General features: G+C 44.0%; 25 protein-coding genes and 1 tRNA gene. 14 read left to right on the forward strand and 12 right to left on the reverse strand.

All coding sequences use genetic code 11. From position 1 onward, the window contains the following. Window positions 1–125: 125 nt before the first annotated feature. From EXT47_RS14685 to yjjG, 3 genes are all read left to right on the forward strand, one after another. Window positions 126–1,025, forward strand: coding sequence for a phosphoribulokinase (locus tag EXT47_RS14685; protein WP_010368692.1), 900 nt, complete (start codon window positions 126–128; stop codon window positions 1,023–1,025). Window positions 1,026–1,122: 97 nt separating this feature from the next. Further along, window positions 1,123–1,656, forward strand: coding sequence for an inosine/xanthosine triphosphatase (gene yjjX, locus EXT47_RS14690; protein ID WP_010368694.1), 534 nt, complete (start codon window positions 1,123–1,125; stop codon window positions 1,654–1,656). Continuing rightward, a complete protein-coding gene (gene yjjG, locus EXT47_RS14695) occupies window positions 1,656–2,333 on the forward strand; it encodes a pyrimidine 5'-nucleotidase (RefSeq protein WP_130126953.1) in 678 nt (225 codons plus the stop codon). Before yjjX ends, yjjG begins: the two co-directional genes overlap by 1 nt. A gap of 322 nt (window positions 2,334–2,655) precedes the next feature. Here yjjG and rlmB read toward each other — a convergent pair whose 3' ends face one another. From rlmB to EXT47_RS14720, 5 genes are all read right to left on the reverse strand, one after another. Continuing rightward, a complete protein-coding gene (gene rlmB, locus EXT47_RS14700) occupies window positions 2,656–3,396 on the reverse strand; it encodes a 23S rRNA (guanosine(2251)-2'-O)-methyltransferase RlmB (protein ID WP_010368698.1) in 741 nt (246 codons plus the stop codon). A gap of 22 nt (window positions 3,397–3,418) precedes the next feature. Beyond that, window positions 3,419–5,908 carry a ribonuclease R gene (rnr, locus tag EXT47_RS14705; protein WP_130126954.1) on the reverse strand — a complete coding sequence of 830 codons (2,490 nt, stop codon included), beginning with the start codon at window positions 5,906–5,908 and terminating at the stop codon, window positions 3,419–3,421. A gap of 79 nt (window positions 5,909–5,987) precedes the next feature. Next, window positions 5,988–8,174, reverse strand: a complete 2,187-nt coding sequence (locus tag EXT47_RS14710; RefSeq protein ID WP_130126955.1) for an ATP-binding protein — start codon at window positions 8,172–8,174, stop codon at window positions 5,988–5,990. Between the two features lie 106 nt (window positions 8,175–8,280). Continuing rightward, entirely contained in the window at window positions 8,281–8,883 is a 603-nt protein-coding gene (locus tag EXT47_RS14715; protein ID WP_010605828.1) for a DNA-binding response regulator, read from the reverse strand. After that, window positions 8,880–9,974, reverse strand: a complete 1,095-nt coding sequence (locus EXT47_RS14720) for a sensor histidine kinase (protein ID WP_240701622.1) — start codon at window positions 9,972–9,974, stop codon at window positions 8,880–8,882. The genes EXT47_RS14715 and EXT47_RS14720 overlap by 4 nt, the downstream gene beginning before the upstream one ends. A gap of 132 nt (window positions 9,975–10,106) precedes the next feature. Between EXT47_RS14720 and EXT47_RS14725 the strand changes: the two genes are divergently transcribed. The 3 genes from EXT47_RS14725 to EXT47_RS14735 all read left to right on the forward strand — a co-directional run bounded on the left by EXT47_RS14725 (window position 10,107) and on the right by EXT47_RS14735 (window position 12,997). Next, entirely contained in the window at window positions 10,107–10,970 is an 864-nt protein-coding gene (locus EXT47_RS14725) for a DMT family transporter (protein ID WP_039494155.1), read from the forward strand. Further along, window positions 10,967–11,689 (forward strand): glycerophosphodiester phosphodiesterase family protein, encoded by a 723-nt coding sequence (locus tag EXT47_RS14730; RefSeq protein ID WP_039494153.1) that lies wholly within the window; start codon window positions 10,967–10,969, stop codon window positions 11,687–11,689. The genes EXT47_RS14725 and EXT47_RS14730 overlap by 4 nt, the downstream gene beginning before the upstream one ends. Window positions 11,690–11,782: 93 nt before the next feature. Further along, on the forward strand, window positions 11,783–12,997 hold the full coding sequence (locus EXT47_RS14735; RefSeq protein ID WP_045987953.1) for a methyl-accepting chemotaxis protein: 1,215 nt from the start codon (window positions 11,783–11,785) through the stop codon (window positions 12,995–12,997). On the opposite strand, the gene epmA is transcribed toward EXT47_RS14735, so the two are convergent. Together epmA and efp are read right to left on the reverse strand one after the other, a co-directional pair. Continuing rightward, window positions 12,994–13,968: an elongation factor P--(R)-beta-lysine ligase gene (gene epmA / locus EXT47_RS14740; RefSeq protein WP_069021416.1), complete on the reverse strand. Its 975-nt coding sequence runs from the start codon at window positions 13,966–13,968 to the stop codon at window positions 12,994–12,996. The genes EXT47_RS14735 and epmA overlap by 4 nt on opposite strands. Before the next feature lie 67 nt (window positions 13,969–14,035). Beyond that, window positions 14,036–14,602 carry an elongation factor P gene (efp, locus tag EXT47_RS14745; protein ID WP_017217199.1) on the reverse strand — a complete coding sequence of 189 codons (567 nt, stop codon included), beginning with the start codon at window positions 14,600–14,602 and terminating at the stop codon, window positions 14,036–14,038. Window positions 14,603–14,644: 42 nt separating this feature from the next. Between efp and epmB the strand changes: the two genes are divergently transcribed. Further along, window positions 14,645–15,661: an EF-P beta-lysylation protein EpmB gene (gene epmB / locus EXT47_RS14750; protein ID WP_130126956.1), complete on the forward strand. Its 1,017-nt coding sequence runs from the start codon at window positions 14,645–14,647 to the stop codon at window positions 15,659–15,661. Window positions 15,662–15,754: 93 nt separating this feature from the next. On the opposite strand, the gene EXT47_RS14755 is transcribed toward epmB, so the two are convergent. After that, window positions 15,755–15,964 carry a hypothetical protein gene (locus EXT47_RS14755; protein ID WP_010368721.1) on the reverse strand — a complete coding sequence of 70 codons (210 nt, stop codon included), beginning with the start codon at window positions 15,962–15,964 and terminating at the stop codon, window positions 15,755–15,757. 185 nt (window positions 15,965–16,149) lie between these two features. Between EXT47_RS14755 and EXT47_RS14760 the strand changes: the two genes are divergently transcribed. Beyond that, window positions 16,150–16,443, forward strand: a complete 294-nt coding sequence (locus tag EXT47_RS14760) for a hypothetical protein (protein WP_010605837.1) — start codon at window positions 16,150–16,152, stop codon at window positions 16,441–16,443. A 69-nt stretch (window positions 16,444–16,512) separates the two neighbouring features. Here the strand turns inward: EXT47_RS14760 and EXT47_RS14765 are convergent, their stop codons facing one another. The 4 genes from EXT47_RS14765 to EXT47_RS14785 form a co-directional block, all read right to left on the reverse strand. Then, the gene (locus tag EXT47_RS14765) at window positions 16,513–17,022 is read right to left on the reverse strand and encodes a DUF3016 domain-containing protein (protein ID WP_045962878.1); all 510 of its coding nucleotides are present in this window, start codon (window positions 17,020–17,022) and stop codon (window positions 16,513–16,515) included. A gap of 680 nt (window positions 17,023–17,702) precedes the next feature. Next, complete coding sequence (gene groL, locus EXT47_RS14775) at window positions 17,703–19,349, reverse strand: chaperonin GroEL (protein WP_017217202.1); 1,647 nt, start codon at window positions 19,347–19,349, stop codon at window positions 17,703–17,705. A gap of 50 nt (window positions 19,350–19,399) precedes the next feature. Beyond that, window positions 19,400–19,687: a co-chaperone GroES gene (locus tag EXT47_RS14780; RefSeq protein WP_010368755.1), complete on the reverse strand. Its 288-nt coding sequence runs from the start codon at window positions 19,685–19,687 to the stop codon at window positions 19,400–19,402. A gap of 156 nt (window positions 19,688–19,843) precedes the next feature. After that, window positions 19,844–20,356, reverse strand: coding sequence for an FxsA family protein (locus EXT47_RS14785; protein ID WP_039494129.1), 513 nt, complete (start codon window positions 20,354–20,356; stop codon window positions 19,844–19,846). Window positions 20,357–20,485: 129 nt separating this feature from the next. Between EXT47_RS14785 and cutA the strand changes: the two genes are divergently transcribed. From cutA to EXT47_RS14820, 6 genes are all read left to right on the forward strand, one after another. Then, a complete protein-coding gene (cutA, locus tag EXT47_RS14790; protein ID WP_039494127.1) occupies window positions 20,486–20,806 on the forward strand; it encodes a divalent-cation tolerance protein CutA in 321 nt (106 codons plus the stop codon). Then, window positions 20,806–22,755, forward strand: a complete 1,950-nt coding sequence (locus EXT47_RS14795) for a protein-disulfide reductase DsbD (protein WP_240701623.1) — start codon at window positions 20,806–20,808, stop codon at window positions 22,753–22,755. Before cutA ends, EXT47_RS14795 begins: the two co-directional genes overlap by 1 nt. A gap of 195 nt (window positions 22,756–22,950) precedes the next feature. Continuing rightward, on the forward strand, window positions 22,951–23,412 hold the full coding sequence (gene aroQ / locus EXT47_RS14805) for a type II 3-dehydroquinate dehydratase (RefSeq protein WP_010368763.1): 462 nt from the start codon (window positions 22,951–22,953) through the stop codon (window positions 23,410–23,412). A gap of 19 nt (window positions 23,413–23,431) precedes the next feature. Further along, on the forward strand, window positions 23,432–23,893 hold the full coding sequence (gene accB / locus EXT47_RS14810; protein WP_130126957.1) for an acetyl-CoA carboxylase biotin carboxyl carrier protein: 462 nt from the start codon (window positions 23,432–23,434) through the stop codon (window positions 23,891–23,893). Window positions 23,894–23,913: 20 nt separating this feature from the next. After that, window positions 23,914–25,260: an acetyl-CoA carboxylase biotin carboxylase subunit gene (accC, locus tag EXT47_RS14815; protein ID WP_045987969.1), complete on the forward strand. Its 1,347-nt coding sequence runs from the start codon at window positions 23,914–23,916 to the stop codon at window positions 25,258–25,260. 496 nt (window positions 25,261–25,756) lie between these two features. Further along, a tRNA-Ile gene (locus EXT47_RS14820) sits at window positions 25,757–25,833 on the forward strand. The last annotated feature ends 97 nt before the right edge of the window (window positions 25,834–25,930 follow it).

Consider the following 25,930-nt stretch of genomic DNA (forward strand, 5'->3'; position numbering starts at 1 on the left):
TTGATTTTTCATTGTAGTTATATCACCCCGCTATGATACCCAACACTTGCCCTCAAGCAAAGCTTGCCAAAAACTTTGCTTCGCGTAACATCGAATTAACGGATGATGAAAGCTAAGGCAGATTTATGTCAGACAAACACCCTATTATCGCCATTACTGGTAGTTCAGGCGCAGGCACTACAACAACGACAAGCGCGATAAAACACATATTCCGCAGTCTTAATACCAAAGCTGCCTATGTCGAAGGCGATAGCTTTCATCGCTATACTCGCCCTGAAATGGATAAATTGCGTCGCGAAGCGCTGCAAGAAGGTAAGCACATTAGCTACTTTGGTGAAGAAGCTAATGACTTCGGCGCATTAGAAAGTCTGTTCAAAAGCTATGGCGAAACCGGCAATGGCAAAGTCCGTCGCTACCTTCACACGTTTGACGATGCCGTACCATTTAATCAGCTACCGGGCACTTTTACTCCTTACCAAGAACTAGAACAAAACACCGATATGCTGTTTTATGAGGGGCTGCACGGCGGTGTCGTAACACCCGAATATGATGTGGCCAGCAATGTTGATTTATTGATTGGCATGGTGCCTATCATCAACCTTGAATGGATCCAAAAGCTCATTCGCGATACCAATGAGCGCGGCCACTCCAAAGAAGCCGTCATGACGTCAATTGTGCGCTCAATGGATGACTACATTAATCACATTACTCCCCAGTTTTCTCGCACGCATATTAACTTTCAACGTGTGCCCACCGTCGATACATCTAACCCATTCAGTGCTAAAGACATACCATCATTAGACGAAAGTTTTGTGGTTATTCGCTTTCGTGGCATCGAAGATGTTAACTTTCCTTACTATTTACAAATGATCGAAGGCAGCTTTATGTCTCGCGTAAACACGTTAGTTGTGCCGGGTGGAAAAATGGGATTGGCAATGGAGTTAGTACTGACTCCACTTATCAAAGAATTATTAGTAAAGAAACGTGCCCTTGAGAATATGGCGCCAGTCGATTTACCGATTTAACCCAGCTTATGTTTTGATAAGGAATAATAGCTTCCTTGCATCGCTCCATATCACACTTTACACTGACGCCTTTTAGGGCATCACGAGTAGTTGTTATATGGACGTGCTTACCATTTTAGTGGGGTCTAAAAACCCAGTAAAAATCAATGCTGCAAAAACCATCTTTGCGCAGTACTTTCCCAATGCAAAAATTGACTGTCAGGGTATCTCAGCGCCGAGTCTCGTTGCGGATCAGCCTTTAGGTGAACAAGCCACCCGCGAAGGCGCAGAGAATCGTGTTACTTACCTACAGCAACATCATCAAGCCGATTTTTATTGTGCCATGGAAGGAGGTGCTGCCAAATTTGAATACGGTGCAGCTACTTTTGCTTATGTCGTCATTGCGGATAACCGTCGTACAAGTGTCGGCCGTAGTTGTAATTTGCCTCTACCGGCATCGGTCTATACACGCCTTGAACAAGGTGAAGAGCTAGGGCATGTAATGGATGACCTGTTCAACACCACTAATATCAAGCAACAAGGCGGTGCTATAGGTTTACTAACCAACCATCTTGCCACCAGAGAAAGTAGCTACACGCAAGCCTTATTGCTCGCAATGGCGCCCTTTAATCACCCAGAGATGTATTTATAATGCCGAACTACACACATATTTTATTTGATGCTGACGAAACCTTATTTAGCTTTAATGCCAAACTTGGATTGCAAACGCTGTTTACTCAATATGACGTTGTGTTCACTGACGAGGACTACGAAGAATACAACAGCTTAAATGCGCCACTTTGGGTGCAGTATCAAAATGGTGAGATTGACGCAAAAACACTTCAGGTAACGCGCTTTAGCCGCTGGGCTGAAAAACTCGATATCGCGCCTGAAATACTCAATGCGGGATTCTTGGCAGCGATGGCAGAAATTTGCCAACCGTTACCGGGGGCTAAAGCCTTGCTCGACAGCCTGAAAGGCCAATGTACTTTGGCTATTATTACCAATGGATTTGCCGCGCTTCAGCAAAAAAGATTGGAACATACTGGCCTTGTGGATCGTTTTTCTGAAGTGGTGATCTCTGAGTTGGTGGGTAAAGCCAAACCAGATCCGAGTATTTTTGCGCATACGTTAGCGCTGTTGGGGAACCCTGATAAATCCAAAATATTAATGGTTGGCGACACACCAGCGAGTGACATTTTAGGCGCAAATCGCTTTGGGATTGATAGCTGTTGGTTAAAGCATGATGGCAAAGTCTGCCCTGACCATATCAAGCCAACCTATACCGTAGAGTCTCTGAGAGAGTTGCAAGGGATTTTAATGGGGTAATACCCTGTACAATTGTGTGGGAGTAAGCTGACCTGTCCGGTTTTTAAAAGCTCGCCGAATAAATCGGCTCCTACCAAAGGTAGCGCTGTGTGGGGCATGCTGACTTTGGGGTTTTAAAAGCTCGCCGAGTAAATCGGCTCCTGCCAAAGGTAGCGCTGTGTGGGGCATGCTGACTTTGCGGGTTTTAAAAGCTCGCCGAATAAATCGGCTCCTGCCACAGACAGAATCGTGTAGGAGCAAGTTTACCTTGCGAGCTATTAAAGCTCTTAAAGCTCTTTAAGCCGTTGAAGATGCGCCGTGAAAGCCGGCACTTATCAAGTGATTAAAGTGCTGAGCGCTGCCTTAACACTTCAAATAAACACACACCGGTCGCAACCGATACATTTAAACTAGACACGCTACCTACCATCGGGATCTTAACCAGTTCATCACAATGCTCTCGAGTTAAGCGGCGCATGCCATCACCTTCAGCGCCCATTACAATGGCCATAGGCCCAGTCAGGTTTGCATCAAAAACAGCTGTATCGGTTTCACCTGCAGTACCCACAACCCACACACCGGCTTCTTTAATATCACGCAACGTACGAGCAAGATTGGTTACTTGGATAAGCGGAACCGTTTCTGCAGCGCCACACGCTACTTTTCTTGCAGTGCCGTTTAGCTTTGCAGACTTATCCTTTGGTACGATAACACCATGTACACCTGCTGCATCAGCACTACGCAGACATGCACCTAAGTTATGAGGATCGGTAACTCCGTCCAACACTAAGAAAAACGGCGTGGTTTCTCTTTGAATGATCTCATCAAGATCTTTTTCATTGTATGCGCGCGCCGCTTTAACATTAGCAATAATGCCCTGATGTTGCTCGCCATTCGCTTTGTTATCAAGCGCTTTACGCTGCATAAACTGCACTGAAATACCAAACTTACGGGCATCGTTTACGACTTGATTTAAACGCTGATCTTCACGTCCTTTTAGTGCATAAATTTCTAAAAAGCGCTCCGGCGCGTTATTCAAAATGGCTTCGATTGAATGAAAGCCAAAAATTAATTCGTTACTCACGTTAAAGCTCCCGCTTTATAATCTATTGCGCTTTTTTGCTACGATTTCTTTCGTTTTTACCTGGGCGTTTTGCTTTGCCCTTTGCCGCTTTGGCTTTTTTACTCGTCGATTTTTTCTTCGACTTCAGCGTGCCTGCCTTTTTCGCCTGTTTGAGCTCACCCTTAGGGGTCGTTCTTTTGCGCTTTTTGGCTTTGTCATCGCCTTTATTATCTTTATCGCGACCAGACGTTTCACCGTCACGGCGCTTAGCTCCCGGGATTTTACCCGTTTTTAGCTGCTCACGAACACTACTTGCTGTGCTTTTTGACGATTTTCGACGCCTTGCATACCTGTCTTGCTGGCCTTCTTCAGCTAAGGCTAAGTTGATGCGACGATCGTCCAAGCTGACTGAAGCAACCACAACAGTAAGTTTATCGCCAAGTCTAAACACCGTGCGACTATGCTCGCCAATCAGACATTGCTTTGCACCATCAAAATGGAAGTACTCATGCCCTAAATTGCTCACATGGATCATTCCGTCAATCTGCAGGTCATCTAACCTCACAAATAATCCAAAGTTGGTGACTGATGAGATCACACCGGTAAATTCATCGCCAACGTGATCTTGCATAAATTCACATTTAAGCCAATCAGCGACTTCACGAGTGGCGTCATCAGCGCGGCGCTCTGTTATCGAGCACTGCTCGCCCAGTTGTTTCACTTCATCTTCATTGTAGATGTAAGCGCCACTTACTGGCTGTTGTTGCTGCTGTAAAATGCCTTTGATTGCGCGGTGTACCACCAGATCCGGATAACGGCGAATAGGTGAGGTAAAGTGTGCATAGGCTTTTAATGCCAAACCAAAGTGGCCAATATTTTCTGGCTGATATACCGCTTGCTTCATTGAGCGCAGTAACATAGTTTGGATCAATTCTTTTTCAGGGCGATCTCCCAATGACTCAAGCGCTTGGGTCAATTCCTCTGGCGACGGATCGTTAGGTAATTGGCTTTCAATACCCAAGTCTTGCAAGAATTGTCTAAATTGGCTCAATCTTTCAGGATCTGGCTCATCATGAACACGGTACAAGCTATGGGCTTCGTGTTTTTCCAACAGCTTTGCTGCTGACACGTTCGCCAAGATCATGCACTCTTCAATGAGCTTGTGGGCGTCGTTACGAACCACAGGCACGATAGAGTCAATCTTCCGGTGAGCATTAAATACAAAGCGCGTTTCTAGGGTTTCAAACTCAATCGCGCCACGCTCCTGCCTTGCAGCTTTCAGCGCCATATACATGTTATGGAGCTCAGTTAGATGAGGCACAAGAGGCTGATAATCCGCTCTGAGCTTTTCGTCACCTTGTAAAATCGCATGGACTTTGGTGTAAGTAAGACGAGCGTGAGAGTTCATCACGGCTTCGTAAAAACGGTAGCCAGACAAACGACCCGCTTCGGACACGGTCATTTCCGCAACCATACATAAACGGTCTACCTTCGGATTCAATGAACATAAACCGTTCGATAGCACCTTAGGTAGCATTGGTACAACTTGCTCAGGAAAATACACTGAGTTACCGCGCTCAATCGCTTCTTTGTCAAGCGCAGTGCCTTTGCCGACATAATGAGACACATCCGCAATAGCAACCCATAAACGCCAACCACCTGACTTTTTACGCTCACAATATACGGCATCATCAAAGTCTCGGGCGTCTTCACCATCAATGGTCACTAACGGTAAATCGCGAAGGTCGACACGGCCTTGTTTGGCTGACTCTTCAACAAACTCACCAAGATTTGCAACTTGTGCTTCTACTTCACTTGGCCACTCATGAGGAATGTCATGATTGCGAAGTGCCACCTCAATTTCCATACCCGGAGCCATATGATCGCCGAGCACCTCAAGTACTTTACCCATTGCATTCATTTGTTTGCTAGGGCTTTGAGTGATCTCTACCTGCACCATTTGATTATGGCGAGCACCATTTTCTTGACCAGGTACGATGATGATATCTTGAGTAATGCGAGGGTCTTCTGGCACCACAACTGCCATGCCAAACTCAACAAAATAACGACCGACGACTGGCGCACGCTCTTTTTCAAGTACCCGCACAATGCGCGCTTCCACCTTACCACCAGAGCCTCGACTGCCAGCCTTCGCTAACACCCAATCGCCATGCAGCACACGCTCCATTTGATACTTAGTGATAAACCAATCTTTGGGTTCGCCTTCCACTTCTAAAAAGCCAAAACCATCACGATGTCCAACAACGCGGCCTTTGACTAGACCATCATCACTTGGAATGGTGTAACACTTAAATTTATTGAAGTGCAGCTGACCGTCTCGCTCCATTGCGCGCAAGCGGCGTTTAAGCGCAATTTGACGTTCTTCGTCTTGCACTTTTAAATCGTTACACAATTGAGAGAAAGAAGGTGGTTTGGCCGCGCTTTTAATGTGTTCTAAGATAAATTCGCGACTAGGTACTGGATTGTCGTATTTTTGCTGTTCTCTATCGAGATAGGGATCCTGTTTTGGCATTACTGTCTTGTTAAATAAGCTATGCTGTTATTTTAACCCAAAATAGCCTAATGACCTAGGCCAAGATCGATGAATCTTTTTATGCAGATAGATTAACCACTGAATTTGATACCGACTCCAGTGTTGTAATTTGAGCATGAAGTTCTAATAAACGCTCAACTGAGCGTCTAGCAACCATAGCGAGAGCGTCCCAATCAACTTGCTCTTCCGAGTAACTTAGCTGCGCAGTTGCTGCTTGAACAAGCTCGGCAAAATTCACCATGCCAAGCTCCAGTGCTTCATTTTCAATGTAGGCAAGCTTATCAACGGCTAAGTCAGTTACATTCAACTCTGTGAGTCCTTTAATTTGCGCAATTTCGTACTCAAATCGATCTGCTAAATACATCAATTTCGTCGCCAGCACGCCTGAACTTTCACGGTTTGCGAGATCCATAAATCTTGATTGATCAATCAGAGTCTTACATTCCAAGCGAGAAGTTGTTTTTACGGTCGCACATTCCAGTGCCGCATATAAACGGCTTGGCATGATAGGCTTAGTTAAACAGTCCTGCATGCCAGCTCGGAGGCATCGCCTTTTCAACTCAGGATCGCCATCACCCGTTAACGCTATAACCTTAACACTGGAGGTAAAGCCAATTTCATTGAAGCCCTCTTTAAACCACTCAAGACCATTTCCATCTGGCAGTCGCATGTCCAACAAAATAATATCGAAATTGTGTTCTAATAGCGCGACCTCAGCTTCTGCAAGGCACTTAGCAATAGAAAACTCACTCACCATATCGTTTAAATAGGTGCTGATCACATCAATATTCATGGCGTTATCTTCAACAACAAGCACATTGAGTGCTAGCTTCTCTGTATTAAACTCTGCGCTCTGTAACGGTGAATCACTGCATTGGCAATCTAACTCAAAGCTAAACACAGTGCCATTGCCAAGCTTGCTGTCGACGTTAAGCTCAGAGTCTAGCCCTTGCAGCAGTTGCTTGCATAACGCCAACCCAAATCCTGCACTTTGCGAGATGGATTGTTCGGTGTTTAATGTGACAAAGGGCTCGAAGATCTTTTCCATTTGTACTTCAGTCAGTCCTTTACCCGTATCTTTAATTGCAAAACGGATAGTTTGCTTATCCTCAGCGCGACTTGTGCCTTCAAGGATCAGCGTAATAATGCCTTTATCTGTGTACTTAATCGCGTTCGAAAGCAGATTTCTGAGTACCAAAGACAATGTATCTTGTTCGACGACATGAACGTCCTGTGGATACAGGCCTTTAACCTCGACCCTCAAACTCAACCCTTTAGCCAATGCCAGCGGCTGTAAGAGGCGAACTAACTCTTGCGAAAGACTATAAAGCGAGACAGGCACGCGATTTTGCGCCGCATATTCCCCTTTCGCTTGCAATAATACTTGATTGGCTAAGTCTGACATCGACATCGCGGCGTGGACGATAACATCGCATAATTGAGCATGGCGATTGGGCTCACGTGGCACTTTTTTAAGTGACTCTGCGTGACCCACAATGGCGTTTAGTGGTGTTCTCAGTTCATGACTTAATAACGTTAAAAACTGTCCTTTTACTTGCGCTGACTGCTCAGCAGCAGTTTTTAACAGGCAGAGTTCTTTTTCACGACGGCTGCTACATAACAGGCATAAAGAAAAACACAACAGCAGCGGCATCGTGCTCACAGAGACAGCAAAAAACTGATTAACCCAATTTGCCGAAACAAGGCTGTCTGTCACTGAATAGCCGCCAAGCATGACTACTCTAAAAGTAAACACGGCCAGTAAGCTCAAGCACGATAGACCAAACGCCCAATGTGCTGCACTAAATTCCTTCGATAATAACTTTTGTCCTTTATTCAAAGCCCGTAGACAATAAATCATCGCCATTGCCCAGACTAAGTAGTTGATCCCGACGCGAGCTATAAAATTAAAATCCACGTACAAAAAGTAAGTAAAACTCGGAATGCCCAATGCGGCTAATACATACCAGGGCATGTAATTGCTTTTCACACTAAAAAACGCATCAACACCACGAGCCAGATAAAAAAGTCCAAATGCGATAGTGAGATTGGGAATAAAAATTGAGAACGTAATGGGAAGCGTATAGGCGGCCAACAAGCCACATCCAATTGCGGTAAGCGCAATGAAAATAAGCCAATCTCGAGTGCCTGGTAGGCCTTTATTAATAAACCAGTTTACGGCCATAAAAACTGTACAGACCACAGTCGTTATTGCGGTAACTTGAATAAGTAATTTAGGATCCATTATTGCACTCAAAATCAATACATTATTATTACTTAGCGGATGGTGCAGTATATTACCGCACAGCATGATTTTGAAGTATTAACTGGATATATGCTATTACACCGAGTTACAGCCACCCTTTTTGCTTAGCAATTCTTGCTGCATCTACTCGGTTTGTCGCATGTAATTTTGCGATAGCGTCAGATAAATAATTCCTCACAGTTCCCTCACTCAAAAATAGCTGTCCTGCGATTTCAGCGGTTTTTAACCCTTCACTCGCTAAACGTAACGCTTTTCGCTCCTTATCGGTAAGTGGATCAGCATCTTCCAAAGCGTACAAAGCAAGCTCTGGGTCAATAACCTTATATCCATTCATGACCTTTTTCAGCGTTGATAGCAAGTACTCACTTGGGGCTTCTTTTAATACAAAACCATTTACCCCTAAAGTGATCGCGCGACGAATATAACCCGCCTTAGAAAAGGTCGTCATGATAACCACTTTTGTGTCTGGCATTTTTTGTTGTAAGTGCTGAGCAAGCTCAAGTCCAGTGACTTGTGGCATTTCAATATCCGTTAGCACGATATCAGGCGTTAACTTTGCTAACTTTTCCTTTGCAACTTGACCATTTTCAGCTTCGCCAACCACTTCTATCTCTCTATCTAAGCTCAATAATGCCGCGATAGCCCCTCTTACTAATGCTTGATCTTCAACAATAAAAACTTTGATCATCCTGCTTCCCCTAGTACCGCCTTAAAGTATCCGCCCTGTTCGGTATGATAAAATAATTGGCCACCACATTCTTTCAATCTGGTACGGATCCCCATTAAACCATTTCCTTCTTTTATGGACTTTATAGAACCATTATCTTTAATTTCTACAAAGACATTATTGTCAGTTTGCCGCAGTGTGAAGCAAACCTTATCAGCATCGCTGTGACGAATAATGTTGGTGCATATTTCTTTAGCAAAAAAGCACAAACAGGCTTCGCTTACTTTATCTAAAGTGACCGCCTGCAATTCTAGCGTTACGGCAATGCCCTTATCTTTTAGCCTTGAAGCCAAAATGTGCAGCTGAGCATCAAGCGCTAGCTGATGATAGCCGGTGACGGCTTGGCGCACTTCGCTTAGTGCTTCTCTCGCTAAGTCTGCAACCTGCTGCGCTTCTGATTGCGCTTGCTCTAATGCATTTGCAGCAGCAAATTTACTCGCCAACTCCGCTTTTAATGCTATCGAGCTAAGTGAATGACCGAGTAAATCATGTAGGTCGCGCGCAATACGCTCTCGCTCAGCCACGGCGCCTAATCGCTTAATCTCCTCTTCACTTTGCCTCTGCAACTCTTTGTGTACTCGCTCTCGGTGTGACATCCAACCAAAAATAAAAAGTCCACACGCCACACACAGTGCAGGCATCAAGAAATAAACCGTTTGCTGGGTCGCGATAAATTTAGCCGTTAGCAATACCAACGCTATGATGACCAGCATCGCAATGATTTTATAGCGAGGCAAAAAATTAAAACCGCAGAAAAAAGCAATAAAGCCAAATAACGAACTCGTCCCGGTCGTCACCCAACTACCTGCGACACAAAGCCCTGCCATCAGCACTAAATTCATCACCAACGCATTGCCCGTTTTTGTAATACTCTGCCAATAGAGCACGACAAAACTAAGATACACAACAACTTGCAACGCAATATTAACTACACTCAATTGCGCCCAGTTAAATATCAATGGGAAAAAATAAAAGGTTGAAAATATAAGGGGTCCGGCATTCCAAAATGAGCGCCGTTTCTCAACTAGGGTAAATTCTGTGGTAATGGACACAAGCTTCTCTGATTCACTCTTTTTATTATTATTTACGTTTAAGCGCAGAATGTTGAGTGACAAGTGTCAACAATCTTGTCATCTCAAAGCGATTAAATGATAGACTGCTAAAAAACAGTTCTAATATTCAATATGCGCCCACAACAATCTGCTTTGCTCTCGCTTCATAGTGCCGTTTTATTATTTGGTGGAACAGCATTATTTTCAAAATTAATTTCACTCTCAGCACTGGATATCACCGTTTACCGTACCGCCGTTGCTTTCGTTGTGCTACTACTGTTACTCAAAATACAACGGCAGCCGATAAAATTAATACACAAAAAAGATTATCTAACGGCTTTAGTTCTTGGTGTCATCGTGGGGCTTCATTGGGTGACTTACTTTGCAGGCATGCAAATGGCGGGAATTGCGGTTGGGATCATTGCCTTTTTCACCTACCCCGTAATCACCGTTTTTTTAGAGCCTCTTTTCACTCGCAGCCGTGTACAGCTAAAAGATTTTATCAGTGCGAGCGCAGTGTTATTTGGTATCTATCTGTTAGTACCAGAAGCGAACCTTGGCAACCAAGTTACCTTGGGAATTATTACGGGCGTATTCTCAGGCGCACTCTTTGCGCTCCGCAACTTGCTCCAAAAGCGCTTCTTTTCTCACTATAGCGGCCCACACACAATGCTTTATCAAACGCTTGTTGCATGTCTCATGCTGTTAGCATTTGTGGAAGTGTCAATTCAGCAAGTATCCACAGAAAATCTCTGGTTAATCTTGCTGGCAGGAGCAATATTTACGGCAATTCCACACGCCTTATTTGCCTCTAGCCTACGTTATTTATCTGCCACCACTGCAGGGTTAATTTCTTGTTTACAACCATTGTATGGAACGCTATTAGCTTATATTCTGTTACACGAGACGTTGACACTTACAACATTACTTGGCGGGTTGTTGGTAGTTAGTGCAGCCTGTTTTGAAACTTGGTCTATTACAAGGAAAAAAGCATGATTCAAGTCTTAGCGCACCGTGGAGCCAGTGGCAGCTATCCAGAAAATACACTTGCTGCAATAGAAGCGGCTCTCCATATTGGCGTTGATAGTATTGAGTTGGATGTGCAAAGTTGCGCGGATGATTACGCCATTATCCACGACACTTGGCTAGACAGAACCACCAACGGCGTAGGTAGAGTCAATGAACAAACTCAAGCCTACCTTGCCACGCTTGATGCCGGTAAAGGGCAATCAATTCCCACGTTGCAGCAAGTGTTCGCCACGATAGGCAAACAGACAGATATCAATTTAGAACTAAAGCATACCTTTGGCCTAGATAAATTCGTTACCTATATTGAAGAACATATCCAGCAAGGCGTGATCACCAGAGAGCAGCTACTCATCTCCTCTTTTGACCATCATCAACTATTGTGGCTAAAGCAGAAATTACCTTGGGTAAGAATTGGCGCGTTAACCGCTTCTATTCCAATTCATTATGCACAATTTGCCGAATCGCTCCATGCCTACAGCATTCATATGGACAAAAACTTTATTAATCATGAATATGTGTTGGACGCAAAATCTCGCGGATTAAAGGTATTTGCTTATACGGTCGATAAACAACAAGACATAGATATGATGCTAGATTTCGGGGTGGATGGTATTTTCACTAACTTTCCATGCCAAACCAAAATGTATTTACAGGGCATTGGCGCCTACGCCACCCCAATTGAGTAACTGCTTGATCGCTTTAGCATTGTTATTCCATTTAGCTCATCTATACTGAGACAAATAAAGTGGCACAATGATGAGCCCAATATGAGTTTATATATGCGCATTTATAATTTTGTAGAACAGACGTTTTTCTATACCCTTTCTCGTAAAATTGTTGGCAATTTAGGCTTTTTACTCCTATTTCAGGTTATTAGCTTGGTTTGGCTGTATTCTGAACTTGCTCACTCCGGTGCGAGTATGGGACTGTTTTGGCTTATCACTATTGTGATCCTTGCCGCGTTTGCGTTTACCGTCTTCTATATGCGCTTTTTAATCGTACGACCTGTACAAGCGATGAAAGAGTCATTGGAGCGTGTTAATCGCCAAAACGGTAACTTAGATGCGAAACTGCCACAATTCACTTATGATGAATTTAGAGATTTAAGCGAGCAGTACAACACCTTTACCACCCACCTTAGCCTCTTATTGGAAAAAACATACGAAAGTGCCGCTGCGGCGACACAAAGCAACCGCGATATCACCAGCTCCATGCAAAGTACCGCAAAGTATGGGCAGCAGCAGCTGAGCCAAGGTGACACGATTATTGCCGCTTCCGATCAGGTCAGCCACAGTTTACAAAGTATTGTGCACAATACCGATCAGGTTTATCAGGCCAATACCGAAAGCTTGCACTTTGTTCGCGGTTCATCACAGTCGTTAACTAAGCTTGTCGCTGAAGTAAAACAAATCACCACGCTACTAGGTAACTTTTCATCGACGGTTTCAGGCCTGAAAGAAAACAGTGAGAATATTCGCAACATTCTAAAAATGGTTGAAGAGTTTTCCGACCAAACTAACTTGCTTGCGCTCAATGCGGCAATTGAAGCAGCTCGAGCAGGTGAAGCCGGGCGTGGCTTTGCAGTAGTTGCCGATGAAGTTCGTGCGCTGTCGGTCAAGGTCAATGCGGCCACCCGCCAGATCAGCGATTTTATCAATCAAATGAACGTGCTTGTCGGTGAAACCAATCAAGAATCAGAACAATTGATTTCTCATTCAAGCTCAGCAGAGAAAGCCATCAGCGATACCTCCCAAGGCTTTATTTCGATGAGTGATGACTTTGAACGCAATCAAGCGCAATTAGAAGAAATCGTTAGTGCGGTACACCAACTTGAAGAAACACAAAAACATACCCATCAAGCAGTGCAACAAATTGTTGAGCTAGGTCAGCAGTCTAAATCACAAATTGATGGCGCATTAGCTGAATGCCAAAGTGCCCAAAAGCTCACAGAAACCACTCAAAAAGAACTTACTCGCTTTGTTTCGCGGCGCTAAGCCCGCGAAACATCAAATGTGAGCACTTCGCTGATGCTAGCTTTGTTTAGCGCCAGCATGACTAGCCTATCTATTCCCAGTGCAACACCAGCACAATCGGGGACGCCTGCGTCAAGTGCAGCCAATAACCGCTCATCGGCCGGCACTGGATGTAATCCCATCTCAGCTCTGAGCTGGTTATCTTGCTCAAAACGCGCTCTTTGCTCTACCGCATCCGTCAATTCGTTAAATCCGTTGGCCAGTTCCATGTTGCGATAATAGAGCTCAAAACGCCCTGCAACGCGATTGTCTTTCGGGTTAAGTTTTGCCAGCGCCGCTTGCGATGCCGGAAAGTGATAAACAAAACAAGGTTGCTGCTGACCGATTTTAGGCTCAATTTCCATGCAAAATAGCAATTGCAGTAGAGTATCTGGATTATTCTCGATAGCTGCAATATCACCATAACCGTATTTATTGGCGTGCGCTTTCAATTCCGTCAGCGACACGCTTAAAGGGTCAAATCCAAGATGGGTCACAAAGGCTTGTTGGTAGGTCATTGAGTCGCTAGCTGGACAGTCCAATAACATCTGCATCAACTCATCGATTTCCGCCATTAAGTCAAATTCGTCAAAGCCCGGACGATACCACTCTAACATCGTAAACTCTGGATTGTGATGACGCCCTGACTCCTCGTTACGAAAAGCCTTACATAATTGAAAAATCGCACCACTGCCGGCGGCAAGTAGTCTTTTCATCGCATACTCGGGTGACGTTTGTAAAAATAAAGGCAAACCTTGGCTGTGATTTGGGCCAACAAATCGAGTATGGAAAGTATCTAAGTGAGGGTCGGTCACTGAGGCTTGAGAAAGGCTCGGCGTGTCGACTTCCATCACATCACGAGCAGCAAAAAAGTGCCGTATCTTCGCTAAAATTGCAGCTCTTTGCCTAAGCGTCTCTATCGTTGCACTTGGCTGCCAATTGTTCACCGTCATTGTTTACTCCAAAAAAATCCCAGCAACATGCTGGGATTTATAAAACATCGTAAATTGCTTTACGCTATTATTTTACGCGGCTTACGTATTCGCCACTACGCGTATCAACTTTGATCACTTCACCAATTTGAACGAACAAAGGAACACGAACAACAGCACCTGTGCTTAGGGTTGCAGGCTTACCACCAGTACCCGCAGTGTCGCCTTTCAGGCCTGGATCTGTTTCTGTGATCTCAAGCTCAACAAAGTTAGGTGGTGTTACTGCGATTGGGTTACCATTCCAAAGTGTGATAGTACATACGTCATTTTCAACCAACCATTTTACGCTATCGCCAAGTGCTTTTTCATCAGCTGCAATTTGCTCAAATGTTTCGTTGTTCATGAAATGCCAGAACTCACCATCAGTGTATAAATACGCTAGATCAGTATCCATTACGTCTGCGCCTTCCACTGAGTCGCCAGACTTAAATGTTTTCTCTAGTACTTTACCTGAGATAAGCTTACGGATTTTAACGCGGTTAAACGCTTGTCCTTTACCAGGCTTGACCATTTCATTTTCTAAGATAGAACAAGGCTCGCCGTCCATCATAATTTTTAGGCCGCCCTTGAACTCGTTGGTGCTATAATTCGCCATCGTATCCTCTAATCTACGTATATTCGAGTAATTAACCTGCTAATGATACAAATAAATGAAGTAAATTTGCAGACTAACTGGCAAAAAGAATTAGCAAATGTTGTCACTGACCCACAAGAGCTACTCAACATCTTGGGGTTGCATGACCAATTTGATGCACGAGACTTTGCAGCTAAGCGCTTGTTTCCTATGCGAGTACCTCGCCCATTTATCGCTAAAATGCGCCACGGAGATCGTCATGATCCCTTGCTATTACAAGTGTTACCTGTACATCAGGAATATTTAACTGAAGCGGGATTTAGTAAAGATCCACTCGAAGAACAAGACGCGCCTGTACCTGGTTTGTTACATAAGTACCGCTCTAGGGTATTACTCATGCTCAAAACTGGTTGTGCGGTCAACTGCCGCTACTGTTTTCGACGCCACTTCCCTTATCAGGATAATCAGGTCAACAAACGCACCTTAGAGCCTGTATTTGATTATTTGCGCGCCCATCCTGAAATCAATGAGGTGATCTTAAGTGGCGGTGATCCGCTGATGGCCAAAGATGACATGATAGCTTGGGTGCTAGAACAATTAGAGGCTATACCACAAATCAAACGTTTGCGTATTCACAGTCGCTTACCGGTAGTGATCCCAGCGAGAATAACCGAGGAATTGTGCCTACGTTTAACAAAGAGTCATTTAAAGGTGATTTTGGTAAATCACATTAATCATGCAAATGAAATCGATGATACTTTTAAAGCGGCAATGCAAAAGCTTAAACAAGCCAATGTGACCTTGCTAAACCAAGCTGTGCTACTTAAAGGAATTAATAACGATGTTGCGGCCCAAGCCCAATTGAGTGAAGCCTTATTCGACGCAGATATACTGCCTTATTATTTGCATTTACTCGATAAGGTAGAAGGCGCTAGTCATTTTGATGTAGAAGAGCGTGAAGCCAAGGCGATAATGGCTGAGCTTTTGGAAGTGCTGCCGGGATTCTTGGTGCCTAAATTGGTAAGAGAAATTGGTGGTCAGCCAAGTAAAACGCCGATTGACTTAAACTTACTAGACTAAAAAAGCAAAAAATCGGTGCTAATGACCCTAGCACCGATTGCTTTGCACATATCTATCGGACATGCCGAAGACAACGTGCCATCAGACATAAGCTTACGCGTATGTATTGATGTTGTTGCCTAGCGTTGCTGTCACTGATTTAGCTGGCGTTTGTGCTGCTGCACTGCTGCCCGCAGATTCAATTAAAGCAAGCGCGGCTTGTCCATCTGCTTTCTGTTGCTTTTTTGCCAAAACGGCGCTGTATACTTCACCGCTTTGACCAGCTCCAGACATAGCAGGTAGGTTACTTCCGGAAATATTCATAAGTGATTACCTGACTTTTTGATGGATCAAATTGGTTATCGGCGTATAAATTTAAACCTTTAGGATAAATTACGAGATAAATTTCCAATTCCTTTGTACTACTTATAAAAGGGTAGATTTACACCTGACATTTGTAAATGAAACCCTTAAAATAAGCGCTTTTAGTAGGGCGATTAGGACTGACCATGCAAGCCGTTATCGAAAAACTCAATGAAAATCTCAAGATCATATACCGCCAAGCACTAGATGCGGATAAAAAACTCGATGAATTGCAGCAGCAAGGTCATGGTAAGTTTAAAGCGCTATTTACAGAAGAAGCGGGGTTTACGTTTGAAGCAAAACGCTTTAAACCTTATGTTTTAGATGTTGCAGCCGACGTTGAAGGCCTATCGACAACTGAAGAAATTGACGAGCAAAAACTCGCACTGGTTGTGAAAAAGTTACAATCCTTACTACAGCTACTGGCTACATTTAAATAGCCAACTAGTTAACCAAACACGCAGCTTAGCCGCTGCGTGTAAGCCTATCTCAAGGCTAATGCCGGTTAATTAACTAACTTTTTTCATTAAGTCATCTTCAAACCAGTCAGTTAAAAGACGCTTTTCATAATAAAAAGATTCGTCCATGCCTCTTTTTATTCTATCCATGAACGACATATCTTTTAAGGTCACGCTATTTTCCTCTGCGATGGTTTTACCAGACTTATCTGTTAACTTGTAGCTAATTTCAAAACGGGGGAAATGGATTGGTTTAATCACCCGAATATCAGTGGTACCGTAATGAACATCACCAGCAAGGTCTATCTCATCAAAGGTAATTGCGAGCTTGTAGCCCTCGGGTAATTTAGTCGCTAATTCTTCTAGGTGCTTCTGTAGTTGCTTTTCAACCCGTTTATGAAATGAACCTCGCGTTTCATTACCTGGTTTAACATCGCGATACTCTTTAAAGTCCTTCCAAGTCACAGCGACCTCACCTGCATTGACAAACAAGGGAGTCATAAATAAAGCAAGTATTGCAATTTGTGTTTTCATCTTTGGATCTCCTTCAAACTCTACCATCACCTTACTCCTTCATTGTGCGAAGTAAAGCAAGATCACACCCTTTTACGCAGTGTGACATTTGACTACATTTACATAACCAACCTAAAGCTGTACACAAAAGTTAGTTAGCTAACTGAATGAAAAACTAAGTTCACTAATACTATTCCACCCTAGAGCAGTGCTTTCTCAAAAGCAATGTAGATTTTCGGGGCTATTAAAAACAAAGTTAAAGCACTCTTAAGGAATCACAATTGCTAGCGTTCAAGTTAGTTTATAGTTAGTAAGACCGAAATTAGGGTAAATCGTTCTCAAACGGATGTAATCAAAGCCCTCAGGATTAAGTAGAGCGCTGTATGGTGACCTGCTCGGTGCATCACCTGTAAATGCAGCAATAGACACAGACTCGTCAGATACTTGTTTCTCTTTGGTATCTCTTTAACCTGATTAGGTTCTGGCTTCTTTTTTACGGACGCAGCAAGCAGTTGTGTAGGTGTTGATGTATTCGTTGTTGACGCCGAATGGATATTAAAATGAATAGTCATAAAAGCACATTTTTTACAACACATGGGCGTTTAATCAATACCCCATTTTATTCCCCAAAAATGATGAAGCTTTAGCAAATTTCAGGCATAAAAAAACCCTAACATCAAACTGTTAGGGTTTTTCTAAAGCGTGTAGTGCTTAGGAGATGATGTTTATCACATCATGCCGCCCATGCCACCCATTCCGCCCATGCCGCCCATATCTGGACCAGCAGCTTCTTCTTTCGGAATTTCAGCAACCATCGCTTCAGTGGTGATCATTAGACCAGCAACCGATGCTGCGAACTGAAGTGCAGAACGCGTTACTTTAGTTGGGTCTAGGATACCCATTTCGATCATGTCGCTGTATTCGCCAGTTGCAGCGTTGTAACCGTAGTTACCTTCGCCAGCTTTAACTGCGTTAACCACAACTGATGCTTCGTCGCCTGCGTTTGAAACGATTTGACGAAGTGGTGCTTCCATCGCACGAAGTGCCACTTTAATACCGTGGTTTTGGTCTTCGTTGTCACCAGTTAGCGATTCAAGCTTGCTCGCAACGCGAACTAGCGCAACACCACCACCAGGTACTACACCTTCTTCAACCGCTGCGCGAGTTGCGTGTAGCGCATCTTCTACGCGGTCTTTTTTCTCTTTCATTTCAACTTCAGTTGCTGCGCCAACTTTGATTACTGCAACACCGCCTGCAAGTTTTGCCATGCGCTCTTGTAGTTTCTCTTTGTCGTAGTCAGAAGTTGCTTCTTCGATTTGTGCTTTGATCTGAGATACGCGACCATCGATTGCTTCTTGCTCGCCAGCACCGTCAATGATAGTTGTATCATCTTTAGTGATAACCACGCGCTTAGCTGTACCTAAGTCTTCAACCGTAGCTTTCTCAAGCTCAAGGCCAATTTCTTCAGAGATAACTGTACCACCAGTTAGTGTCGCGATATCTTGTAGCATTGCTTTACGACGGTCACCAAAGCCAGGTGCTTTAACCGCAGCAACTTTCACGATACCACGCATGTTGTTTACAACCAGAGTTGCCAGCGCTTCACCTTCAAGGTCTTCAGCAATGATTAGTAGCGGCTTGCTTGTTTTAGCAACAGCTTCTAGTGTAGGAAGAAGTTCACGAATGTTAGAGATCTTCTTGTCTACAAGAAGGATATGTGGGTTATCTAGCTCAACTTGGCCTTTTTCAGCGTTGTTGATGAAGTACGGAGAAAGGTAACCACGGTCAAACTGCATACCTTCAACTACATCTAGTTCGTTCTGTAGTGATTGGCCTTCTTCTACAGTGATAACACCAGACTCGCGACCTACTTTTTCCATTGCTTCTGCAATGATGTCACCAATCTCTTTGTCAGAGTTAGCTGAAATAGTACCAACTTGTGCAATCGCTTTAGCGTCTGAACAAGGAACTGAAAGCGTTTTTAATTCTTCAACTGCAGCAATAACTGCTTTGTCGATACCACGCTTAAGGTCCATTGGGTTCATACCCGCAGCAACTGACTTAAGACCTTCGTTCACGATAGCTTGCGCAAGAACAGTTGCAGTTGTAGTACCGTCACCCGCTGCGTCATTAGCTTTAGACGCAACTTCTTTAACCATTTGTGCGCCCATGTTCTCGAACTTATCTTCAAGCTCGATCTCTTTCGCAACAGATACACCGTCTTTAGTGATAGTTGGTGCGCCGAATGACTTTTCTAAAACAACGTTACGGCCTTTAGGACCTAGTGTTACTTTTACTGCGTCTGCTAGTACGTTTACGCCTTTTAGCATTTTTGTACGAGCGTCACCTGCAAAACGAACTTCTTTAGCTGCCATGTTATAAATTCCTCTTAAATTCTGTTGTCGATTAAACTAAAAAGTATTAATTATTCTACGATGCCTAAGATGTTATCTTCGCGCATGATCAGGTACTCTTGACCTTCGATCTTTTCAGTTTTTTCGATGTAAGAGCCGAACAACACTGTGTCGCCAGCTTTTACTTGTAGTGCTTTAGTTTCACCATTGTCCAACACGCGGCCGTTGCCTACTGCAACTACTTCACCACGTGAAGACTTTTCAGCTGCAGAACCAGTTAACACAATGCCGCCAGCTGACTTTGTTTCTTCTTCAAGACGCTTAACAATGACGCGATCATGTAAAGGACGAATGTTCATTTATATAGTTCTCCTAACAGTTTCTGAACAATGACAGAAATAATGCTTTTTTAAGGCGGTGTTACATCCACAGGTTGTGGTTAACACACGCAATTTTAATTGCTTTCATTTATGGGGATGGGCAAATTAAAACCCAAGAGAAAAAACCAAAAAAATTTAGTCTTTTCTTTCGTATTCGCCTTCAATCGTTGTAGAAGAATTTCTACTCGATTGATTTTTAAATGGATCTCTAATTTCTTCCTGCTGCTCCGCACGCCCGTCGCGTGATTGATTAGCAAACGGTGACTGACCTGAGTGCATGCCTGTTTGCACTCTTACGGTGGCATGAGCTAAAAGCGACTGCGCCAGCCTTTTTCTAACGGCTGGGGTTAACAGTAAAAAACCTAATACATCGGTCATGATCCCAGGCGTCATCAATAGCACACCGGCAATGATCACACACAAACCGGTAAATAAATCTTGTGCAGGCAATTGCCCACGAGACATCTGTTGCTGTACGTTGACATAAGCGCCAAGACCCTGCTGTTTAACCAGTCTTGCCCCTAAAATGGCGGTACCAATTACAAGCGCAATGGTAGCAAAACCGCCTATCACCTCGCTGACTTGGATCAGCAAAGCAATTTCAATAATCGGAATAGCGATAAATAAAATAAATAAGAATCTAAACATACTTTCTCCAAATCTACGAAAGATAAATATGGGTGCAAAGGTCTTAATTCAAGCGATACAAGTAAGACGCTTTAGAAAAGAGGAGCTATCCGCTAAGATGCCATTACTAACCCTAAAATGGAAATGGCAATGGGCGTAAGATATAAACTCGTCTTATCTACATGCGATTCGGTTGCAGAAGCGCGTAAGATTGCAACGCAACTTGTAACGCAAAAACTTGCAGCTTGTGTGAACCTAATCCCGGCAGTGGAATCTATTTATGTTTGGGAAGGTCAGGTTGAACATGCACAAGAGACCAAGCTGTTAATCAAGACAAAATCCGAAAAACTAGAGCAAGTGATGGCCGCTATTCGCGACTTACACAGTTATGATGTCCCAGAAATTCAAGTCGTGGACGTCACCAGCGGCAACTTAGCTTATTTCAAATGGATGGACGAGGTATTATTGTAATGCGACTCTTAGTAGTTCTTTTCTCATTGCTGATGTGGTTTCCCGCGCAAGCAAACAATGCGGTGCTAGACAGCTTATTGGCTCCTAAACAACAGACTTTTTTACCAGTAAAAGAAGCATTCAAGTTCGATTTTGACCAGCAAGGCAACACCTTGTTTGTGGGTTGGGACATCGCCGACGGCTATTACTTATATAAGAAGAATCTTCAAATTATCGCCAAACAAGCCGACATCCAAGTGCCAGAGCTTGAAAAAGGCAAGATGATTGAAGATGAGTTTTTTGGTCGCACTGAAGTCTACTTTAATAACTTATCTGTTATCTCTAAGCTCAGTAATATCGAGCAAGGTGCAATCGTAAAAATACGCTATCAAGGCTGCGCCGAAGCTGGACTTTGCTATCCGCCAGAAATTGTAGAAGTGCCGTTAAGCACGATTGCGGGAGAAAAGCCAAAGACCACGTCAACCATAGCTCCTGAAACAAAAGCACCTGAGACAAAAACAGAAGCTCAAAGCGAAAGCGCGCCTGTGGATAACGATAATTTGTCTTTCACTGAGCAGTTAATGCAGCGCAGCTTACTTGCGAATATTTTGACGTTCTTTGGCCTTGGTATTGGCCTTGCGTTTACCCCTTGTGTATTCCCGATGTTCCCGATTTTGTCGAGCCTCATCGCCGGTCAACAAGGTCTTTCGACTAAAAAAGCCTTCAGTTTGTCTTTTATTTATGTGCAAGGTATGGCGGTCACTTACGCTGCGCTTGGGTTAGTCGTTGCGTATTTCGGTGGCCAAATTCAAGGCTACTTGCAGCATCCAGCGGTACTTATCAGCTTTAGTATATTGTTCGTCGCACTTGCGCTATCTATGTTTGGGGTTTACGAAATTCGTTTACCTAGCGGCATGATGGATAAACTCACTCAGCTCAGTAACAAGCAAAAAGGCGGCAATTACTGGGGCGTATTCATTATGGGTGTGCTTTCTGGACTTATTGCATCGCCCTGCACCACGGCTCCACTTTCTGGCGCGCTATTATTTGTCGCGCAAAGCGGTGATTATGTAGTGGGCGCGGTAACGCTATACGCACTTAGCTTGGGCATGGGTCTACCGCTATTACTGCTAGGTACCTCAGGTGGAAAATTACTGCCAAAAGCAGGAGGCTGGATGGATCAGGTCAAAACGCTATTTGGTTTTGTGATGCTCTTCGTACCGCTTATCCTTTTAGAGCGCATTGTAGACTTTGACATCATAGTACTAATGGCAAGTATTTTGGCTATTGCAACAGCTCTATATTTACACTTCTGGCAAAGCCAGCTTCAAGCAAGTAAAGGAAAGACGTTACTATGGACAATGGCGCTTATGTTACTGATACCGGGTTTATTTGGTGTTAAAGACGCGATTATGCCTAAACAAGAGCCAAGTTTAGAAGCCAGTCTAATACAAACTCAATTACACGTGGACGAGTTAGCCGCTGACTTGACCGCAGTAAAACAACAGTTAGCAGAAAAGACGGCTGGGCTATCAGCAAAAGACCAACCAAAAGCTACTGAGTTACCAGCCATAAAGCAACCAAGAGTAAGTGGACTGCAAAAGTTTAGATTGATCCCTGATTTAGCTGCACTGCGAGAGGAAGTGATCAAGGCCAATGCCAAAGGCAAAGTGCCTATCGTTGATTTATACGCAGAGTGGTGTGTCGCGTGTAAAGAGTTTGAGAAATACACTTTCCCGAAACCTGAAGTACAAGCACAGTTCAAAGATTATGAACTATTAAAGCTCGACTTGACCAAAGCCAATGACAACACCCAAGAGATCATGGAAGCATTTACGGTGTTTGGTTTACCGACTATTTTAATCTTTGATAGTCAAGGTAATGAGATGCTAACACACCGCATCACAGGCTTCTTAGACGCAAAAGACTTTGCTGCCCACCTAGAAAAGGCCAAGCAGGACGCAAAGTAACCATTTTAGGGGCAAGTACACTTGCCCCTCTTCCCTTCTGATTAGACCAGTATTTTGCTGCTATTTACCTCGAACTCTCTATAATACTCCACGAAATGGAGAAATATTTGCTATTTGCTGGAATTCGGCTTAAGTTAACAAGCCATACAGTCTAAATTTTTGGCTAATGCTTTAGTTAAAGGAAGTTCGCGTAATATGTCTGCAAAATTAAAGATTTTATTAGTAAACGGCCCTAATTTAAATATGCTAGGTCGCCGTGAGCCGCACAAGTACGGCACGCAGACTCTCAACGAAATTGTTGACGCATTAACTGAATATGCAGAAGCACAGCAAGTCAGCTTGTCACACATTCAAAGTAATAGTGAAGCGCAGCTAATCGAGGCTATTCACGCTCAATATGAACAATGCGATGCGATTATCATTAATCCTGCCGCATTTACCCATACGAGCATTGCCCTTCGAGACGCTTTACTCAGTGTGGACATCCCTTTTTATGAAGTACACATCACCAATGTGTACGCCAGAGAGCCATTTCGTCACAAGTCTTATTTTTCTGATGTGGCGGAAGGCGTGATATGTGGATTAGGCGCGTTGGGCTATCGTGCTGCATTTGATGCAGCGTTAGCGCAATTGCGAAAACAAAATAACTCAAATTAACTAACAGGCGGGTCATTGTATGGATATTCGCAAGATCAAAAAACTTATCGAGCTAGTAGAAGAATCAGGTATTGCAGAGCTAGAAATCACTGAAGGTGAAGAGTCAGTACGTATCAATCGCCACAGCAGTGCACCAGTTTATGCACAACCTCAACAATACATGGCAGCTCCAGCGGCACCTGCACCAGCAGCACCAACGGCAGCTCCTGCAGTAGAAGCTGCACCAGCAGAAAGCAGCGCACCTGCAGGTCACCAAGTTAAGTCTCCTATGGTTGGTACTTTCTACACAGCTTCTTCTCCAACAGCAGCGGCATATGTTGAAGTAGGTTCAAAAGTAAATGTTGGCGACACACTTTGTATCGTTGAAGCCATGAAGATGATGAACCAGATCGAATCAGACAAAGCTGGTGTAGTGAAAGCAATCCTAGTTGAAAACGGTGAGCCAGTAGAATTCGACCAACCGCTATTCATCATCGAATAATTACGCAGAAGGTCAACGTTATGTTAGATAAAGTAGTCATTGCAAACCGAGGTGAAATTGCACTTCGCGTATTGCGTGCCTGCAAGGAGCTAGGTATAAAGACGGTTGCTGTGCACTCAACAGCTGACCGCGACCTAAAACACGTTCTTCTTGCAGATGAAACCATTTGTATCGGAAAACCTGCGGCAAGCGAAAGCTACCTTGATATTCCTCGTATTATCGCGGCGGCAGAAGTCACAGACGCGGTTGCTATTCACCCAGGTTACGGTTTCCTTTCTGAAAATGCCGACTTTGCTGACCAAGTTGAGCAAAGTGGCTTTATCTTTATCGGTCCAAAGGGCGACACTATTCGCCTAATGGGTGATAAAGTATCAGCAATTGAAGCGATGAGAAAAGCAGGCGTACCTTGCGTGCCTGGTTCTGATGGTCCATTGACTGATGACAACGACCGCAACACGCAGATCGCTAAGCGTATCGGCTACCCAGTTATCATCAAAGCGGCTGGCGGCGGCGGTGGTCGTGGTATGCGTGTCGTTCGCAACGAAAAAGAACTTGCAAACTCTATCGCCTTAACACAACAAGAAGCGAAGCAGTTCTTCGGTAATGGTATGGTTTACATGGAAAAATTCCTAGAAAACCCACGCCACATCGAGGTACAAGTACTCGCTGACGGTCAAGGCAATGCAATCCACCTAGGTGAGCGCGACTGTTCAATGCAGCGTCGTCACCAAAAAGTAGTGGAAGAAGCACCTGCACCAGGGATCACAGCAGAAATGCGTAAATACATTGGTGATCGCTGTACTCGTGCATGTATCGAGATTGGTTATCGCGGCGCAGGTACGTTTGAATTCTTATACGAAAACGGCGAGTTCTACTTCATTGAAATGAACACCCGTATTCAGGTTGAGCACCCAGTAACAGAAATGGTCACTGGCGTAGACTTAATCAAAGAGCAACTTAAGATTGCTGCTGGTCAACCGCTTTCAATCACACAAGAAGACGTGGTGATCCGTGGTCACGCAATCGAGTGCCGTATTAACGCAGAAGACCCAGAGAGCTTTATCCCTTCACCGGGTAAAATTACGCGTTTCCACCCAGCAGGTGGCCTTGGGATCCGTTGGGACAGCCATATTTACGCTGATTACACAGTACCGCCACACTACGACTCAATGATCGGTAAGTTAATCACTTATGGTGAAAACCGTGATGTTGCGATCGCTCGTGCTAAAAACGCACTGAATGAGCTAGTGATTGACGGAATTAAAACCAACACCCCGCTTCACAAGAAGATCTTGTCAGACGAGAACTTCCAAAACGGTGGCACGAATATCCACTACCTAGAGAAAAAACTAGGCATGCACCAATAACCTAATTCGTTCTCCTAAAAGAGGCCGGCCAATTGCCGGCTTCTTTTATCTCAGCCCTACTTCCACCAAATACTACTAAATTCAACTTATCATAAGCCAACCTTACAGCTTGCTCATCTCGTGTTTGCAGCAAAAATCCAACCCTGCTCCTAAGTGGCTCTATTTTTTTCACCGTAAAACCAGACTAATACTTATCTCGCCATTTTAATGATCCGCACAGCTCAACACCCGAACCACTACAACATTGGCTTATTATTGAGCGATCAATCCATTCGCCCCGACTTTTTCACGTTTTAATAGTGACAAGCCTGTTAAAAATTTTTATACTGCCTGCGCTTTCAGTGATTTACCTTTAAACCACTACAGCAAATAGCCCCATAGCTCAGTTGGGCGAATCAAGACCGAAGCACCGCTTCGCAGCTTGATGAGATGGAGGCAGGACGCCGACAGGATATTGCTTCATGGATGAATTTAATGAGCACTTACAACACAAAATGGCCCTATAGCTCAGTTGGTTAGAGCGCACGACTCATAATCGTTAGGTCCCTGGTTCGAGTCCAGGTGGGGCCACCATTTGCTAAACTTCCAGTTAATCCTTCATTTAAAATTATTTATATAGACACTTAGTATTGAATTAGGTACATAATTAGTTGTTTATGAAAATAATAAA

The sequence above is a fragment of the Pseudoalteromonas sp. CO342X genome, from assembly GCF_004208915.1.
GTDB classification, from domain to species: domain Bacteria; phylum Pseudomonadota; class Gammaproteobacteria; order Enterobacterales; family Alteromonadaceae; genus Pseudoalteromonas; species Pseudoalteromonas maricaloris.

Excerpts from the sequence above, each read along its gene's own strand:
- yjjX (WP_010368694.1), top strand. The coding sequence starts at position 1,123 with ATGGACGTGCTTACCATTTTAGTGGGGTCTAAAAACCCAGTAAAAATC.
- EXT47_RS14785 (WP_039494129.1), bottom strand. The coding sequence starts at position 20,356 with ATGTTTAGATTCTTATTTATTTTATTTATCGCTATTCCGATTATTGAA.
- EXT47_RS14715 (WP_010605828.1), bottom strand. The coding sequence starts at position 8,883 with ATGATCAAAGTTTTTATTGTTGAAGATCAAGCATTAGTAAGAGGGGCT.
- EXT47_RS14765 (WP_045962878.1), bottom strand. The coding sequence starts at position 17,022 with ATGGTAGAGTTTGAAGGAGATCCAAAGATGAAAACACAAATTGCAATA.
- cutA (WP_039494127.1), top strand. The coding sequence starts at position 20,486 with ATGGGCGTAAGATATAAACTCGTCTTATCTACATGCGATTCGGTTGCA.
- EXT47_RS14710 (WP_130126955.1), bottom strand. The coding sequence starts at position 8,174 with ATGGATCCTAAATTACTTATTCAAGTTACCGCAATAACGACTGTGGTC.
- groL (WP_017217202.1), bottom strand. The coding sequence starts at position 19,349 with ATGGCAGCTAAAGAAGTTCGTTTTGCAGGTGACGCTCGTACAAAAATG.
- EXT47_RS14730 (WP_039494153.1), top strand. The coding sequence starts at position 10,967 with ATGATTCAAGTCTTAGCGCACCGTGGAGCCAGTGGCAGCTATCCAGAA.
- epmB (WP_130126956.1), top strand. The coding sequence starts at position 14,645 with ATGATACAAATAAATGAAGTAAATTTGCAGACTAACTGGCAAAAAGAA.
- EXT47_RS14795 (WP_240701623.1), top strand. The coding sequence starts at position 20,806 with ATGCGACTCTTAGTAGTTCTTTTCTCATTGCTGATGTGGTTTCCCGCG.
- EXT47_RS14725 (WP_039494155.1), top strand. The coding sequence starts at position 10,107 with ATGCGCCCACAACAATCTGCTTTGCTCTCGCTTCATAGTGCCGTTTTA.
- accB (WP_130126957.1), top strand. The coding sequence starts at position 23,432 with ATGGATATTCGCAAGATCAAAAAACTTATCGAGCTAGTAGAAGAATCA.
- epmA (WP_069021416.1), bottom strand. The coding sequence starts at position 13,968 with ATGACGGTGAACAATTGGCAGCCAAGTGCAACGATAGAGACGCTTAGG.
- rnr (WP_130126954.1), bottom strand. The coding sequence starts at position 5,908 with ATGCCAAAACAGGATCCCTATCTCGATAGAGAACAGCAAAAATACGAC.
- efp (WP_017217199.1), bottom strand. The coding sequence starts at position 14,602 with ATGGCGAATTATAGCACCAACGAGTTCAAGGGCGGCCTAAAAATTATG.
- EXT47_RS14760 (WP_010605837.1), top strand. The coding sequence starts at position 16,150 with ATGCAAGCCGTTATCGAAAAACTCAATGAAAATCTCAAGATCATATAC.
- aroQ (WP_010368763.1), top strand. The coding sequence starts at position 22,951 with ATGTCTGCAAAATTAAAGATTTTATTAGTAAACGGCCCTAATTTAAAT.
- yjjG (WP_130126953.1), top strand. The coding sequence starts at position 1,656 with ATGCCGAACTACACACATATTTTATTTGATGCTGACGAAACCTTATTT.
- EXT47_RS14755 (WP_010368721.1), bottom strand. The coding sequence starts at position 15,964 with ATGAATATTTCCGGAAGTAACCTACCTGCTATGTCTGGAGCTGGTCAA.
- EXT47_RS14735 (WP_045987953.1), top strand. The coding sequence starts at position 11,783 with ATGCGCATTTATAATTTTGTAGAACAGACGTTTTTCTATACCCTTTCT.
- EXT47_RS14685 (WP_010368692.1), top strand. The coding sequence starts at position 126 with ATGTCAGACAAACACCCTATTATCGCCATTACTGGTAGTTCAGGCGCA.
- accC (WP_045987969.1), top strand. The coding sequence starts at position 23,914 with ATGTTAGATAAAGTAGTCATTGCAAACCGAGGTGAAATTGCACTTCGC.
- EXT47_RS14780 (WP_010368755.1), bottom strand. The coding sequence starts at position 19,687 with ATGAACATTCGTCCTTTACATGATCGCGTCATTGTTAAGCGTCTTGAA.